We start from the raw sequence: 17108 nt of genomic DNA, 5'->3' as shown, positions 1-17108 counted from the left end.
GAAAATCTACCTATCATTTTTGATGAATATCTTCCTAAATGGAATTATAGAGCTATTCCTCAAAATAACTGAAATGCATAAGTTATTTATTTTTCATTCCTAAGCTCTTTACGTCGTTCATACTCTTTTTGAAATATGCCGTCTAGCTCTCTAACGACTCCAGCCAAACCATCACGCTGTTTACCTAAGCTTTCTTCCAACAAGTTGTTTTGGCGATCAAAAAATTCTTGTAAATTGCGCTGATAGGCAACTTGAAAATTTTCTAACTGTTGCTGTGTAGCATCACTCATCTGCTGTAAGCGAGTATCGATATTAGTGAGGCTTGCCACCAAAGACTCTCTAGCACTAATCATCAAACCCGAAGTTTCTTGCCCTACCGTTCGTAAGATTCCATTTTGCTCTTGGAAAGTCGTTTGCGCTTGAGTCAAAATCGCTTTGGTTCCTTCACGAATTTCTGTAGCTGTATCCACCAAAACATCACGGGTAGCGGTTTGAAATTGAGTAAGTGTATCTTGAAGACTGTTAGCGAACTGCATTAATTGAACAAGAGTTTGCCTTTGAAAACCTTCAAGAGTTACTGAAGCCTCCGCCAATTTAAGTGCAATTCCTGCTAAATCTTGATTTAAGACTTGAATAGCATTTGATGCTGATTCTAAAACTTCCGCACTACGATTTAATAGGCTAGCACTTTGATCTAATCTTTCTGTGACGGGAACAATTAGCTCTGTTCTCATATTGCCAATTAGATTAGCAAGAACTTCACGTTGATCATTAGTAAGCTTTTCTAGGCGCAATTGTGAGTCAGCAATTTGAGTAAATGTTGGTGCTAGACGGGATTCAACAATCACATCAAACTGTTGAGCAATCGCTCGACCAACAGCTTTACCAATAGCTTCTGCATTAAACTCTCTCGCTAATCCTGCAAGTTGCTTTGCTGCATCTGCTGTTGAATCAAAATTAAGGCGAGCCATCGCCTTCTCAGTAGTTTCTAGAGTTGCTACCTCATCTAACTGCTGGCGCAGTCTATAGCATCGATCTCGTCTCAGTTTATCCGTTACTGCCAAAATAGCAGACAAAATGGTGCTACTGCCCAAACCAAGTAATGAAGTAAAGAAAGCAGTTTTCATGCCATCAATTAAGGTGATTGCACTGTTCAAGGATTGATTAACATCATTAGCATTAATTGTTACCCCCATCAATCCGAATGACATTCCCCAAAAAGTCCCCAGCACTCCTATGGCAGTCAGAATAGGCGGAATGAATCGCAAAGAGCTACGAGGTATAACTGCTATTTCTCTAGGATATTGCTGTAAACGGAATTTGCTATCAATTGGGTCAACTTTTTCGGCTAAGAGATTTTCTTTAAACCATTTTTCGTGACCTTTGAACGAGATACCTTTATTCTTATTGTCTTCGAGGATTTTTAGATTTTTTATTAGTTCCTGAAATTTTCGGTTAGTTTTATGTAAGGCAAACACCTCAGACCCTAATCCAAGTCCAAAAACTACAATCGTTATTAAATAAAAAAACCAACCATCCCCCCAAATTTTGCCCAAATCCCACTGCATCGAAAATACCCCTATAATTTTCTTCAAAATTCTAGCATTTATTTTAATTCCTAAACTTAACTTTTTTAGCTAATATTGAGCCAATTTCGTAATTCTGATTCTGTCACCAAGCCTTTTTCTATCCAAATTTTAACTTTTCGCTCTGGCAAGTGCATAGCATCGTCCACCTTTTTAGCTTTGCCCTCAACATTAATAGTTACTGGAATCCGTAATTTAACGCTATAGAGTCGTTCTTCTGACCGATGAGTTGGATCTGGAACAAGATAAACGCGATCTGAAAATTCACGCAGTAACCTTAGCTGCAAGCGCCCCTTAATATCTCGCAAAGATGTTGCAATTGGTGATGCTTTGGTTAATAAATCTCGCATAGCGTGCCAAGCGTGATTAATCGCATCAATTTCAGTAATAAGTTGCTTGTAGTTATCCAAATTAATTCCCTAAAACTCTTTCCTAGAATATACGCTGATTGCTTGAAGAAATACTACAAAATTAAATGAGTCGAAACTGGTGATAGATTATTGAACTTCCATTTGTCTATCTCTATCAATACAAAAGAATTACTAATTCCATTCTATTTTTTAACCATGCTCTCAACATTTTAAATTAAAACTTCCATTTCAATATGCAAAAGTTCCGTGACTTTCTGGCAACTCTACGCGAGACTGCGGTTAAGGAACAGGAGGCGGCAATTAGTCAGGCGATTACCAAACAACATTTGGGTTTAGCTAATATTCGCAATGATTTATGACGTTGTGCGATTAGGGACGATTAGTTAGGCGATCGCGTAGATTTACACTTGCAAACATCTTGCTATAATAGCCACATAACCTTATCTCACCAAAAACTTCTATGCTCTCTCAGAAGCTTGAAGATAAATCTCAACATCTAGAAACTAGAGTTGCTGCATTAGAAACAGAACTCGCGCAAATGCGACAAATGCTATCTGTATTTGTTCAGAAAAAAACACCTTGGTGGTTAAAAGTCGCAGGTAGCTTTGAAAACGATCCCACCTTTGACGAAGCAAATCGCCTCGGTCAAGAATGGCGCAAATCTGCTGAATAGAGCATCATGTATATTTTTGATACCGATCATCTCAGCCTGATTCAGCGCAATGGACAAGAAGGAAAGCGAATCTTAGCCAAACTTGCAGAGATAGAAGATCCTGAAGTTGCTGTTACCGTCATTACCTACGAAGAGCAGATTAGAGGAAGACTCGCTTTTTTAGCTAGAGCAAAAACATTAGATGAACAAATCTTTGCCTATCAAGGATTACAGCAACTAGCAATCAATTACCAAGCGATCACTATTATCCCTTTTAGCCGTGCATCTGCCCTAGAACATCAACGCTTACGCAAAGCGTATCCCCGTCTAGGAAACATGGATCTCAAAATTGCCGCGATCGCTTTAACAAACAATGCAACTTTAATCACTCGTAACAAATCAGATTTTGGACAAATTGTAGAGTTATCCATAGATGACTGGTCATAACTTATCTGTCCTTGCTTTTTGTGGTGATTTTTGACGTTGTGAGATTAGGGGCGGAGGAAGTTCTAATATAGCCAAATCAATTTGTTGAATAGTCATCGTTTTAGAGTTCTATAAAAAATAATTAGCCATTAGAGTTATAACCAAGGCTTTAAAAGCAGGTGTAGATTAGAAATCGCCTGATGATAAGCGCAATCGCTAATCTATATCACTACTCCAAAAAAAAGTTGCACCCCTGCGGGGTGCAACTTTTTTTTTTAATTGCTTAGTTCAGTGCGGCGCTTAGCGCCGCATATCCTTGCCGAGCAATAACTTAGGACTGTGACAACTAGTGATCGCTTAAAAGCTAAAAATTAGAGATCGCGCTGCCTAGGCTGTTTTTAGAAATTTTGAGATATTCCGTATTTACACCTGATTCACGGGTCAGCGAAACCTTACCAGTACGGGCAATTTCACGAATGCCAAACTTGTTTAACATCTTCAAAATCGCCACCATCTTTCCAGGGTCGCCCACCACTTCGATCGTTAGGAAATCATCAGCTACATCAACAATACGGGCGCGGAAAATTTGGGATATTTCAATAATTTCCGATCGCACATTTGGCGCGGCGTTCACCTTAACGAGCATCAACTCGCGCTCAACACAGGGAATATCGGTAAAATCAAGAATTGTGATCACATTGATCAGTTTATGCAACTGCTTAGTGATTTGCTCAATCGTGTGATCGTCGCCTGAGACAACCATCGTAATGCGCGTAAATCCATCTTGCTCAGCAGTCCCAACCGCAAGGCTCTCGATATTAAAACCTCGGCGGGCGAACAAGCTAGCAATACGGGTCAGCACGCCTGCCTCATCTTGGACGACAACGGAGAGAGTATGTTTCATGGTGACAAATTCGGCAAATAAACAGCACAGTAGACTATATTAATGACTTTGGTTACCTTATTGCGATTATCAAGATACATATTGATAGCGATTAAGGTGCTTGGTTTTCAACAGCAATTCTCATTATGAAACCGATTTTGGTGTTTCCAGCGCCTTCGGCGCTGGAAACACCAAAATCGGTTTTTTGAAAGCCCGCCAACGGCGGGCTTTCAAAAAACCGATTTTTATAATTAGAATTGCTGAGTTTACAAACCTAAAAGGGACACAAAGCCCCACCTAGTTTATCTATTCAAACATCAAAAAATATGACTGCCCAGTTTCATCATGTTCCCGTGCTTGCCGAACCCACGATCGCAGGCTTAGAAATTGTTGCAGGTGGGGTATATCTGGACTGCACTGTGGGCGGGGGTGGACATAGCGCGTTAATTTTGCAAGCAGCAGAAAATGTAAGTTTAGTAGGGATTGATCGGGATGAAATGGCGATCGCTGCCGCAAGTGACACCCTCAAGGATTATGCAGATCGGGTTAGTTTTTGGCGCGGTAACTTTTGTGAATATCAGCCATCATCAGATTTAAAATTTGATGGCATTCTGGCGGATTTGGGTGTGAGTTCGACTCAGTTTGATGTTGCCGAGCGGGGATTTAGTTTCCGCGAGTCAGGCGATCTCGATATGCGAATGGATAATCGCCAAACTCTCACTGCGGCTGAAATCATCAATCACTATAAAGAAGTAGAACTTGCGGATATCTTTTTTAAACTTGGCGAAGAAAGACTGTCGCGGCGGATTGCCCGTCAAATTGTGGAGAAGCGTCCCTTTAAGACTACATTGGAACTAGCTAATGCAATTTCTGCTTGCGTTCCCTCCAGTTATCGTCACGGTAGAATTCATCCCGCCACCAGAACTTTTCAAGCTTTGCGAATCGCCGTTAATCGAGAATTAGAAAGTCTCGAAAAATGGTTAGCCATTGCTCCTAATTGGTTAAAGACTAGCGGTAAAATTGCTGTGATTACATTTCATAGTCTTGAGGATCGAATTGTTAAGCATACTTTTCGCGAGGATGATCGCTTACAAGTGCTAACCAAAAAAGTCATCATCGCTACTGATGAGGAAACTAGAGCAAACCCTAGAGCGCGATCGGCTAAGTTACGCATTGCCCAAAGGATAGACGTATCCGTCTAAATTCGTATGTTGATGTACGGTGGTACAAAAGACAGCACGTCAACATATAGCAATGTGAGCTAATTACCAACCTTGATAGTAAATTTCTTCACTATCTTTCTGGGGTAGTAAGTTTGTATTGGATTGCCCTGGTTGGTAAGTATATAGACTGTCTTGATGTTTTTGGATCAGAATATCTCTATCACTCTCATGGAGAATATCGTTCATTCTAGTTACTTTACGAAGACTCAATGCCGACATTCCTGTACTAATTGTCAGAGCTGAGAATACTGGGCGAACCCAATCTATTTTGATCACACCCGCACCAAGATAGATCCCAATTATATAAATGCTAATGCTTGAAATCACATTTATCCACACGGCAGAGCTAATTCGTAAACTTGCTTCATAGTTGAGATTTTTGTAGAGAAGATTAGACATAGTTTCCCTCGATAATTCCAAATACTGCACCGAAAGCTATACACAACCAAAGATAAATAACACCATGTTTTAGTTGAGGCTGAGTTGCGATCGCTCGCATACAATAAATCCAAAGAAAGACAAGTACAGAAAGTATCAATAGTCCCAGAACCAATACCTGAAGGTAATTGTTAGTATTTTTCGATAAAATCACTAGGACTGAAATGCTCAGAGTAGCTGTTGCCATGCGGACGATGGTAAAGGCAATAAATTCAGGCAAAGGTGGAATTTCTAAATGTCTTCTCATTAATCGATCAATCTGAGAGGAATGATGATTTCGATCTCTGGGAACTTGTACTGATTCGATGTGATCGCCTAAAATGCCGTTTGACAACTTGATGTTTAATCGATGCTCATCATATTCTGAGTAGTTGCTCTTGTTATTAACTTTCATCATTGCCTCCAGAGTAAATTTTAAAACCAAAAAACTCTATCCAATAATATTTTCAGGGCTTGAAGGATAGCTAAAGACTCATGCACTAAAAGTTTGTGAAAGCAACAATTTTGACTATTTACCTTGACTATACGATTGAGAAATTCAAGGTAGCTAGTACAATGCAATAAGCGTTGTTATCAAATCCTACTAGATATCTTAGCTCACAACATTAAAACTGTAAATACTGTACATAAATGTAGTTATTATTTGTGCATGGTTGAACCTTATAAACAGAAACATGGGCATTTAATGCTCAAAATAGGATGTCCCTAGTTGAAAATTGTGTAAATTTAGAATAAAGGCAAAGAAAATGGCTGAACAAAATGTACATGTTTCTAGAACTCAAAAAAATAAAAAATTAGGGTTAGAAGAAAATCAAGACAATTTGAGTGGTTCAAGAACTAACCAAGAAGAACGAGACAGAAGTGTATACAGATATTTGCTGACCTGTTTAACAGACTTGTTTTTGATCAAAAATAGTAAAGGACATGAACAGCCTAACGAGAGTAGTATCGCTAATCAATGGGGGCAGAAGGACAATCGTATTTTTGTGCGTCGGGTTTTACGCTCCGTTATGCCAGAATATTATCCAGAAGAAAGTGCAAATCCAGTTCCAGGGCTAACTCTTGGTAAACTGATCGAGATTCTTAAAAGTATTCAAGAGTATAAATCACAAAAAAGTCTCACTGCTAAAGATCAAAATGATCTGAAGAATAAACCATTAGCTTTAACTAGAGAAGAGAAACTTAGAGCAATTCGTAAATTTTCTGAACTATCAATTGATGAACGCGATCAGCTAAAAATTGGTGTCAATCCTAGCGAAGCAATTCTTCAAAAATTATTAGAAGACATTACTCATCCAATCACAGGTTTAGATGCCAACAATATCGCCCGTTTATGCCAACTTACCCTCAATACATATCAAGCCTTACGAACAGCTAATTTGGATTCTCAAGAACTAGAAGGATCTTCACGGCAAAAATTTATTGAGACAATTATTGTTAAACTCCTTAATGAGTATTTTCCTGAATCTTCACAACTAAATACTATCATTCGTGACTTGGTAGACAAAGTTGAACGAGAAATTAATAGAATAGAATTTCAATGTGGTATCAATCAAGTTAAAGCTCTGCTTTCTAATGAAGTAGAAATAGAGAAAGATAAATCTAATATATTATCGGCTTCTTTTGTAAAACATCTTACTCAATCCGTAGTTGAAAATGAGATATTAACCGATGAGTTTCCTGTGTACCTCAAGTATATTGAAATAGAAAAAAAACAGCCACTACCTCTATATATCAAGCAAAATGGAGAAGAAACAGGATTATTGAATCCAAAATTATTGCAATATGAAAAAAACACAAGTCATGGCTTTACAGAAAGTATTGATGGGCTAGAAAAACAATTCGTTTACAAAGCCAAAGTCCATTTCCATGTACGTCCTCCAGAAGACTACAAACCAAGATTTCCCAAACAATTCGCAAAACTGACTGAAAATTCCTATGGCGGCACTCTCAATTTCTATGAAGAAATTACAGGTATTGGTAGTCCAGTTTCAAATATTTCAGGAGTGATAAATAGAGTCTTATTTTGGGATATTCCAATCTTGGGAGAATACATGCCAATCGCCAATGAAGTTCTATGTTACGAGGAAGTAATTGGACAAAGTAGTCATAGTCCTGTTTGGTGTAAAACAGTCGTAAAACTCTGTAAAGAAGAAGATGTTGAGAGATCGATTTATGAGAACAAGAGCTATGAAGAAATCAGTAGCAATCATGATTTAGCCAGTGGCGAGTATTGCGGATTTGACTTATTGGAAGTAGTTGCTCGATCTGCTCTTCTTGCAAGGTTAAAGGCTATAAAACAACTTGGCATTGATGCTAACAAATATTTGACTGAGCTTTGTCATCGTATTGAAGAATTAGACATATTTAGAGATGCAAAAAAACTTTTACACTTTTATCCATTCTCTCTAATGGCAATGGAAGGAAAGATTGAAGAGACTATTTTTGCTAATGGGAAATATCGCACTAAGGACGATCAATTTGATTTTATAGAAACAGAATCGCAGCGTAGTTGGAGTCTAGTTGCCTATGAGGCACATCTAGCGATTGCTGATGCTTATCTTCAAGAAGGTCTATATCGAATTGGTAAAAAATATTTAGATATAATTGAGCCGCATGTAGAAAAGAATTATTTAAGTGATTTAGGAGTTGCTCGATATTGGCTCTGTAAGTTTCGCTATCACTATCTTACTGATCTTGATGATCATGAAAACATACATTCAGATCGATATCAGGCTATTCAAAAAGCTCTGACAAGCTTAGAAAGGGCTGAATTTCACGTTAAACAAAGATTGTACAAGTATTATAAGATTGGCGAATTCTCTCAGAGTAATTTTCATCCTTTCTTTTATATTTTATCTAGAGCAACAGCATTTCATGCCAAGATTTATATGTATACATCCGCCTATACTAACCGTCCTGGCGGAAGGTGGGAAACGCTTTTAGAACCGATTCGTTTATTAGAGAAAGCTCGTATTTACGCCGCGAGAGATGGGAGTGAATCCTATTACGCTTATTGGTCGGCTTATCAAAGTTGGAATTATCTAATTCTTGCTTATTTAGGAGAGTTTGATCGCAATTCTCAAATTAGTCGTGAAGAATGCTTAGACTGGGCGAAGAGATTGATTGACCATGCTTTACTTTGTTACTCTTCGATTGGTAAACAGTGTTATCAAGAAATTAAGGATAATGGTGGAAAAGTTACAGATATTTCTCGTCCTGAAATTGATGAATTAAAATATTATGAAAAGTATGGAGACGTTGAAGTACAAGTAACTCCATTAATCAGGGAATTGCCGATCAACAACTTTTTCTATAGCGATTCTCGCTATTCTCAAGCCTACAATGCCTCCAGCCATGTTTTAAGTATAGATATGTCTATACTTAAGCAGCCTAGCGCAATATCAAGTGAGACAATTTATCTATTTGGAACTCATTCTACTATCCTGCTATTTGCAATCGGAATGCGTGAATTATGTGTGGATCAAGGTTCTGAAGAACAAATTCAAAGACAAGTTGAAAAAGCCTTACGGATTTTTACGTATTGTTGGGCGATCGCTAAAGATGGTTCAACCAGTAATTGCGAAGAAAATGTTCATAAATTTTATTTGGATAGAAACTTTGAGAAAGATAGTTGCGATAGAAGTGGAGATTCTCTAGTTATGGGTTTGTATCCTCATCGGCTGACAGACTTTACGGATTTAGGTAAGATTTTTGCTGCTGTATGTAAAGCAATTATAATAATATATGGTCAAGCAAATCATTCAAGCACTGTTTCCGAAGAAGTGAGCGAAATTGCTATGAATTGGGACGAAGTGGAACTTCTCCTTAGCAGTCTGCATGATCGTTATAAACCATCTTCTTTTAAATCTAAGCAAGTCTTAGATCAATCTCGATATAATGGACATTTTGATGGTCAATTTAAAAAAATAAAGCTTTACTTTGCCCAACTAAAACGGAAGAAAAACAGCCAAGTAAGTGCTAGTCGTGAAAAGATTATTAGTATTCGTGACAAGTTAGTCAAAGATGTTTTCAAAATCATGCGCGGGGAGAATGATGTTAAAGCTTAAAAAATTCGGTGATCCTAGCTTAGTCCTAGTAAATCTATTAGTGATAAAGAGATCAGTCACTCGATTTTTAAGCTTTGAATTGTCCCAACAAAATTTCTTATAGCTTGGAGATAATTAATGAGCAGCCCCACGATTGTTTGTGTTGACGATGAGTATAGCGTTCTGCTTGAGCTGAGAACTCAATTAAGGCGATGTTTCCCCAACTATGCGATCGCCGTTGCTGAAAGTGGGGCTGAGGCAATAACACTGGTGGAAAAATTATTCGCTGATGGGCTAGAAGTCCCTCTAGTGATTGTAGATCAGCTAGGGTCTGACATGAGTGGTGAGCAGGTTTTAATTGAACTTCATAGTCGGCATCCCGAAATCTTAAAAATTATGCTCACCAGTCAAGTAAGCGCTGAAGATGTTAGTAATTTGATGGATCGGGTGAATCTCTATCGTTTCCTACCGAAGCCTTGGAATGCGATCGATTTACAACTCACAGTTACAGAAGCCCTGCGTCGCTACCAACAAGATCGGCAACTGATCACCCAAAAACTAGAACTAGAACAAGCCAAGCGCGACCTAGAAAGACTGCATAGTTTGGAGCAACATGTCCAAGAACATACCCAACAACTATGGCAGAACGAAAAGCAACTACTTGGCGAAGCCCAACAACACGCACTGATCAATACTTTGCCTGACTTGATTATGCGAGTTAACCACAAGGGCATGTATCTTGATTTTATCGTACCCACATCATTTCCCTTACTTGGTGATGCTCAATCTCTGATTGGGACAATGGTAGAGGACACCTTGCCGCCTGATTTGGCAGCAAGACGGATGAAAGCTGTACATGATGCGCTCCAAACTAGAGAAATACAAATTTATGAACAAGAGATTTGGGTTGATGGTGTTTTACAAGCAGAAGAATGTCGTGTGGTTGCCTATGGTGAAGATGATGTATTGATTGTGGGACGCGATATTAGCGATCGCAAACAAGCTGAACAAGCTCTCAAAAAAAGTGAAGAAATAGCTAAAGAACGTGAACAACAGTTATCATCGCTGCTGAACAATATCCCTCATATTGCATGGCTCAAGGATCGTGATGGTCGATTTCTGGCAGTTAATGAGCCATTTGCTCAAGCCTGTGGTTATACATCCTCTCAATTAATTGGATTGACTGACTTGGATATCTGGCCTCACGAGCTAGCTGAAATATATAGGCGTGACGATCGCGAGGTTATAAATTTAGGGAAACAAAAACAGGCTGAGGAACATCTCCTTGCTGCGGATGGCACTTATCGATGGATAGAAACAATTAAATCTCCAGTTGTCAACGATTTTAACGAGTCAATTGGTACGGCTGGGATTGCGATGGATATTACCGATCGTAAGCAAGCAGAGCTAGCTTTCCAAGGATTGATGCATAGTACGGCTTCGGTCACTGGTCAAGAATTCTTTCCTGAGCTAGTCAGCCAAATTGCGATCGCCCTTGATGTTTCCCATGTTTATCTTGCCCAACAGGTTGGAGATAGTTTGGAAACGATTGCATGGTATGCAAATCGTCAACTACAGCCCAATTTTGTATACCAAATTGCTGATACTCCCTGTGAGCCAACCCTACGCGAAGGTAAATATTACTGTTCTAGCGTGAAACAAACATTTCCCCATGATCAAAATTTAGTGGGATTAGATGTAGATAGTTATCTTGGTGTTGCCTTACAAAATTTGGCTGGTAAAAAGATTGGTGTGATTTGCGTGTTAAATCTCCAACCCTTAGCCAATCCTAATCGAGCGGAAATGTTGCTACATATTTTTGGGGCGCGAGCGATCGCCGAAATGGAAAGGATACAGGTATGGGAAGACTTGCAAAATTTAAATGAAGAACTAGAGATTCGGGTACAGGAAAGGACAAAAGAGTTATGCCAAGCAAGAAATTTTCTCGAAGCAATTATCGAAAATTTACCAGTAGCTCTATTTGTCAAAAATGGTAAAGAAGAAAGATTTGGCGAATTTGTGCTGTGGAATAGTACCTGTGAACGCATATTTGGTTGCAGCAAGGAGCAAGCCATTGGTAATTCAGTCTATGACTTTTTCCCAAAGGAACAATCTGATTTCTTTAATGAGAAAGATCGTTTATCATTTGCACTTGGTAAACCAGAAGATATTCCAGAAGAGCCAATTGATAGTTTAACGTTGGGGCGACGAATTTTGCATACAGTCAAGGTTCCTATATTCGATGAGGATAGTAACCCTGACTATTTGATCTGTATTTCGGAAGATATCACCGATCGCAAACAGGCTGAAATGGCTTTACAAGAAATCAATGAAAGGTTTCGGGCTACCTTTGAACAAGCTGCTGTGGGGATTGCCCAAAACAGCCTTGATGGCAAGTTTGTGCGAGTCAATCAAAAATATTGCGACATTATGGGTTACTCAGAAGCAGAACTGCTACTAACATCTTTTGTGGAAATAACTCACCCTGAAGATATAGAAATAGATAATGAAAATGCTAGGCGTTTGTTCTCAGGAGAACTGCAAACCTTTACGATAGAAAAGCGCTATATCCGTAAAGATGGTGAGATCGTCTGGGCTAATTTATCTGTTTCTCTAGCGCGAGACTTTCTTGGAGAACCGCAGTATGTTATTGGTGTCGTTCAAGATATTAGCGATCGCAAACGGTCAGAGAGACAACTGCAATCGGAGAGGTTGCGTTTACAACTAGCCCTTGAGTCATCTGAGATGGGAACTTGGGAGTCAAATCTCGACACAGGTAAGTGGTCAGCCAAAACAGAAGCTATTTTTGGCTATGCTCCTAACACATCTCCTAGCAATCGCGCAGCCTTCTTAAAACTGGTTTATCTGGGAGATCAAGAGCGAGTATTTCAATCTTTTTTCCATAGTTTTACTACGCAATCCCCTTACAACATCGAATACCGCATCAATCGTCAAGATGGAGAGATACGTTGGGTAGCGGTGAATGGGAAAGTAGTTGAGAACGAAGATGGAGCTGGCTTAAGGATGGTGGGTGTAGCTCGTGACATCACCGATCGCAAACAAGCTGAAATTGTCTTACGTCAGTATCAACGAATGGTAGAAATTGCTCCTGATGGGATAGCCCTAGTTGATCGTAACTATACCTATCGTTTGCTCAATCAAACCTATTTAGAACACAACGAACGGACATGGGAGGAGATGGTCGGGATATCGATCCAAGATGTCATGGGTGAGCATACGTTTCAAACAGTTGTTAAACCAAGATTTGATCGATGTCTTGCTGGTGAAACCATTGATTATGGAGAATGGTTCTATTTTGAGAAAGCAGGTAATCGCTTTGTCAATGCCACCTATTTTCCCTATTTTGAAATTGATGGCACGATTACAGGGGTGGTGATCATTAACCGAGATGTTACTGAGCGGCGAGAAGCAGAATTGCTGCTACAGGACAGCGAAGAACGACTGCGCCTAGCCTTAACTGCCGCAAATCAGGGACTCTATGACCTCAACCCACAGACTGGAATCACCATCGTCAGCCCTGAATATGCCACGATGTTGGGTTATAGTCCTGATGAGTTTGAAGAAACTAATGCTAAGTGGTTAGAACGACTCCATCCTGATGATCTAAAGCGAGTTACCGCCATTTATCAAGCCTATGTTAATGGTGATATTAGCACTTACAAAGTGGAATTTCGTCAACGTACTAAAAATGGCGAATGGAAGTGGATTCTCTCTATCGGTAAATTTGTAGAATGGGGTAATGCTGGACAACCTCTGCGGATGTTGGGTACACATACCGATATTAGCGATCGCAAACTAGCTGAAGAAAATCTCCAAGCCGAGCGATCTCGTCTACAGCTAGCTTTAGATGCTGCCAAAATGGGTAGCTGGAGTTGCAATCTTCAAACGGGAAAACTGTTCTGGTCAGATCGCGCTCAAGAAATTTTTGGGTTTGCTTCTGGTACTTTTCCTGGTGATCGCGATACCTTTATCTCCATGATTTATCCAGAAGACAGAGAAATGGTATTGCAAGCGATCGCCCGCACCTTTGAGACCACAGCACCATATCAAGTGGAGTACAGGATTCAAAGGCTAGACGGAATAATTTGTTGGATCGCAGTTTGGGGAATAATCCCTCCAAATGTATCTGCTGCGGAAAAACAACTGATTGGAGTGATTGCCGATATCAGCGATCGTAAGCAAGCAGAACTAAACCTCAGAGAATCCCAACGATTTCTCCAAACTGTAATTGACACTTTTCCTCTTGCCGTATTTTGGAAAGATCGTCAATCTGTATTTTTAGGCTGTAACATCAAAACAGCTCAAGCGGCTGGGTTAAACTCACCCACAGAAATCATCGGTAAAACTGACTATGATTTACCTTGGAGCCTTGAAGAGACAGAAATCTACCGCGCCGATGATCGAGAAGTAATGGAATCTAATCAAGCGAAACTAGGCGTTATTGAAACACAAAAGCTTGCCAATGGCACAACAATATGGATTGAGACCAATAAACTACCCTTATATAACCTCAACGATGAAGTTATTGGCGTGTTAGGAACCTATCAAGATATCAGCGATCGCAAGCGCACAGAACTGGAACGCGATCAACTATTACAAGAACTCTCCCAACTGAATAGTGAACTTGAGCAAGCCAACCATCAACTTGAAGAATACTCACTAACTCTCGAACAGCGCGTAGAAGAAAGAACCAATGAACTTAAAAATGCTCAAGAGCGCATAGTTGCTCAAGAAAAGCTGGCTTCGTTAGGAACTCTCACCGCAGGCATAGCCCATGAACTCCGTAACCCCCTTAACTTTGTTAAAAACTATGCTGAAGGCTCCATCGAATTGATGCAAGAATTGTTAGAGGCTCTGCAACCAATTTTTGCATCCCAAGAATCGCAAACTGCATCGTTTGTTGAAACGATCATCATCGACTTGCAAGAAAATGCCTCTACTATTCATCGCCACAGTCTCCGCGCCGCAGAGATTATTAGTAGCATGATGGAACATTCTCGGAGTGAACCTTCAGCTATGCAGTCTACACCCCTGAATGCTTTGCTGGATGAAGCGATGAATCTAGCCTGTCATGCCAAACAATCGCAAGATGTCAACTTCAAGGTCAATAGTCATACCGATTACGATCCTAAAGTAAGTCTAGTTGACGTAATTCCCAATACTCTTATGCGAGCTTTTATTAATTTAATCGATAATGCCTGCGATGCAATGCGTTCCAAACAAGCTCGATTAAATTTAGAAGAGGGTTCACGCAGTATATATACACCAAGTCTTAGAGTTTCGACTCAATTGATGGGAGATACAGTGAAAATTTGCATCCGTGATAATGGATGTGGTATTCCTCCGCAGATTCAATCTAAAATCCTAGATCCCTTCTTTACAACTAAGCCGCCTGGATCAGGCACTGGGCTGGGGCTTTCCCTTACCTATGACATTATTGTTAAGCAACATCAAGGCAAGTTAGAGATCGCCAGTAGTGCCGACGAGTTTACGGAAATTTTGGTTGAGATTCCTATTCATACCCAAAATCTACAGCGCTTGTCGCTTCAACTCAAACCAAGGGCTTCTTAGAAAAGTAATACCAAAACCGAATAATCGAGTGGCGGCGCTTCACGCCGCCACTCGATTATTCGGTTTTACCTCCAACTGCGGCGATCGCTTCGCGAATCACTTCAGAACCAGCACCAGCAATACAGGACTTCTCCGTAATAATTCGCTTCCAGAGGCGGCTACCTGCTTGACCATGAAACAATTGCAACATGTGGCGTGTGATTTTATGTAACCTCAATCCTTTAGCTATCCATTGATCGATATAGGGAATCATCGCCTCAGCAACTTCCACTCGACTACGGATCGGTGTTTCATCACCAAAAAACTCGCGATCGCTAGTAGCGAATAGATAGGGATTGTCGTAAGCAGCGCGTCCAATCATCACCGCATCGACCGACTGTAACTGCTCATGAGCTTGCGCTAAGGTGGTAAACCCTCCATTAATCTCAATAAATAAATGTGGAAATTCTTGCTTTAATCGATGTACATCGGCATAACGCAAAGGCGGAATTTCGCGATTGTCTTTGGGACTTAAACCTTGGAGCCATGCTTTCCGCGCATGAACTGAGAAGCGCTGACAACCTGCTTCTGAAAGAATCCTGACAAAGTTTTGCATATCTTCGTAAGTATCCAAATCATCAACCCCAATTCGATGTTTGACCGATACAGGAATCTTAGCGGCGGCGATCATGGCTTCAATACCTTTAGCAACCAGATCAGGCGTTTTCATCAAACATGCCCCAAAGTTGCCACTCTGGACGCGATCGCTTGGACAGCCCACATTCAAATTAATTTCGTCATAGCCCATTGCTTCAGCAATCCGCGCACATTCAGCCAGATCTTGAGAATTGTCACCACCAACCTGCAAAGCGAGAGGCTTTTCTTCTGGAGAAAATCCTAATAAATAATCTTGATCGCCATGCTTTATCGCTGCACTAGTGACCATTTCGGTATACAGCAAAGTCCGTCGTGTAATTTGGCGCATGAAATAGCGATAATGGCGATCGGTGCGATCCATCATGGGAGCAATGCTGAGGGGATAAGTAAGGCGATCGCGATCTTCCTGAGTAGAAAGAGACATTTTCGATAAACTAGTCATGGCAAAATTAGCTATATAAATGCAGCGCTTCGCTCTGCATCTATAATAGTAAACTTGTGTCTGCGCTTTTTGTTTAGAGGTCTTAAAGATTCGTGAGTTCGCCAGTTCTACCCGACAATTCATCTAGTTCCAATTCTGTTGCGATTCTAGGCGTGCTAGCTTCGGGAAGTGGTAGCAATTTTGAGGCGATCGCCTGTGCCATTGAGCAGGGAAATTTGCTAGCCAAAATTGCAGTAGTGATTTATAACGAACCTGATGCTTTTGCCAAACAACGCGCTGAAAAGTTTGGTATTCCTGCAATTTTAGTCAATCATCGCGATTACAAATCACGTCAAGCTCTTGATCGCGCCATTATTGAACTTCTTCAGCAATATAAAGTTGATTTGGTGATTATGGCTGGCTGGATGCGAATCGTCACCCAAGTTTTAATTGATGCTTTTCCAGAACGGATTTTAAATATTCATCCCAGTTTATTGCCTAGCTTTAAAGGTATCCATGCGATCGAGCAAGCCTTTAACTATGGTGTCAAGATTACAGGATGCACCGTGCATTTACTCAGTCTCGAAGTTGATAGTGGCAAAATCCTCAAACAAGCAGCCGTTCCAGTGCTACCAGAAGATAGTTTAGAAGATCTGCAAAAACGCATTCAAATTCAGGAGCATATTATTTATCCAGAGGCGATCGCCGAATACAGTCATCATATCTCTAGCAATACTGCGGACAGAATTAGGAGTTATAGATAAAAAAGCCATTCATCGTATAAGGTGCGGATATTGAACACCAGCACCAAAAATGAATAGCATAAATTTC

The 17108-nt window shown here is 40.2% G+C and carries 13 protein-coding genes; 7 read left to right on the top strand and 6 right to left on the bottom strand.

All coding sequences use genetic code 11. The annotated features are described in order from the left end of the window. Nucleotides 1-86 precede the first annotated feature (86 nt). Complete coding sequence (locus H6G05_RS24020) at nt 87-1568, bottom strand: hypothetical protein (protein WP_190582353.1); 1482 nt, start codon at nt 1566-1568, stop codon at nt 87-89. Between the two features lie 65 nt (nt 1569-1633). After that, nucleotides 1634-1996, bottom strand: a complete 363-nt coding sequence (locus H6G05_RS24015; protein WP_190582351.1) for a hypothetical protein — start codon at nt 1994-1996, stop codon at nt 1634-1636. Nucleotides 1997-2190: 194 nt separating this feature from the next. On the opposite strand from H6G05_RS24015, the gene H6G05_RS25730 reads away from it, so the two are divergent. From H6G05_RS25730 to H6G05_RS24005, 3 genes are all read left to right on the top strand, one after another. Then, complete coding sequence (locus H6G05_RS25730) at nt 2191-2316, top strand: hypothetical protein (RefSeq protein WP_277874786.1); 126 nt, start codon at nt 2191-2193, stop codon at nt 2314-2316. Between the two features lie 101 nt (nt 2317-2417). Then, nucleotides 2418-2630: a hypothetical protein gene (locus tag H6G05_RS24010; protein ID WP_190582348.1), complete on the top strand. Its 213-nt coding sequence runs from the start codon at nt 2418-2420 to the stop codon at nt 2628-2630. A gap of 6 nt (nt 2631-2636) precedes the next feature. Continuing rightward, the gene (locus H6G05_RS24005) at nt 2637-3056 is read left to right on the top strand and encodes a type II toxin-antitoxin system VapC family toxin (RefSeq protein ID WP_190582346.1); all 420 of its coding nucleotides are present in this window, start codon (nt 2637-2639) and stop codon (nt 3054-3056) included. 343 nt (nt 3057-3399) lie between these two features. On the opposite strand, the gene ilvN is transcribed toward H6G05_RS24005, so the two are convergent. Further along, entirely contained in the window at nt 3400-3939 is a 540-nt protein-coding gene (gene ilvN, locus H6G05_RS24000) for an acetolactate synthase small subunit (protein ID WP_094536090.1), read from the bottom strand. Nucleotides 3940-4244: 305 nt separating this feature from the next. Between ilvN and rsmH the strand changes: the two genes are divergently transcribed. Continuing rightward, complete coding sequence (rsmH, locus tag H6G05_RS23995; protein WP_190582344.1) at nt 4245-5120, top strand: 16S rRNA (cytosine(1402)-N(4))-methyltransferase RsmH; 876 nt, start codon at nt 4245-4247, stop codon at nt 5118-5120. Nucleotides 5121-5183: 63 nt separating this feature from the next. On the opposite strand, the gene H6G05_RS23990 is transcribed toward rsmH, so the two are convergent. Both H6G05_RS23990 and H6G05_RS23985 read right to left on the bottom strand, forming a co-directional pair. Then, entirely contained in the window at nt 5184-5540 is a 357-nt protein-coding gene (locus H6G05_RS23990) for a hypothetical protein (protein ID WP_190582342.1), read from the bottom strand. Beyond that, nucleotides 5533-5976 (bottom strand): hypothetical protein, encoded by a 444-nt coding sequence (locus H6G05_RS23985; RefSeq protein ID WP_190582340.1) that lies wholly within the window; start codon nt 5974-5976, stop codon nt 5533-5535. The genes H6G05_RS23990 and H6G05_RS23985 overlap by 8 nt, the downstream gene beginning before the upstream one ends. 349 nt (nt 5977-6325) lie before the next feature. On the opposite strand from H6G05_RS23985, the gene H6G05_RS23980 reads away from it, so the two are divergent. Continuing rightward, on the top strand, nt 6326-9649 hold the full coding sequence (locus tag H6G05_RS23980; protein ID WP_190582338.1) for a HypX (modular protein): 3324 nt from the start codon (nt 6326-6328) through the stop codon (nt 9647-9649). 117 nt (nt 9650-9766) lie between these two features. Then, nucleotides 9767-15220: a PAS domain S-box protein gene (locus H6G05_RS23975; protein ID WP_190582336.1), complete on the top strand. Its 5454-nt coding sequence runs from the start codon at nt 9767-9769 to the stop codon at nt 15218-15220. Between the two features lie 55 nt (nt 15221-15275). On the opposite strand, the gene dusA is transcribed toward H6G05_RS23975, so the two are convergent. Beyond that, nucleotides 15276-16298: a tRNA dihydrouridine(20/20a) synthase DusA gene (gene dusA, locus H6G05_RS23970; protein WP_190582334.1), complete on the bottom strand. Its 1023-nt coding sequence runs from the start codon at nt 16296-16298 to the stop codon at nt 15276-15278. Nucleotides 16299-16390: 92 nt separating this feature from the next. On the opposite strand from dusA, the gene purN reads away from it, so the two are divergent. Continuing rightward, nucleotides 16391-17041 carry a phosphoribosylglycinamide formyltransferase gene (purN, locus tag H6G05_RS23965; protein WP_190582332.1) on the top strand — a complete coding sequence of 217 codons (651 nt, stop codon included), beginning with the start codon at nt 16391-16393 and terminating at the stop codon, nt 17039-17041. Nucleotides 17042-17108: the final 67 nt, after the last annotated feature.

Origin of the sequence: Phormidium tenue FACHB-1050 (genome assembly GCF_014696925.1) — a bacterium.
Lineage (GTDB): Bacteria > Cyanobacteriota > Cyanobacteriia > Pseudanabaenales > Pseudanabaenaceae > Pseudanabaena.
The sequence above is the reverse complement of the archived record's forward strand: the minus strand, read 5'-3'. Positions and strand labels throughout refer to the sequence as shown.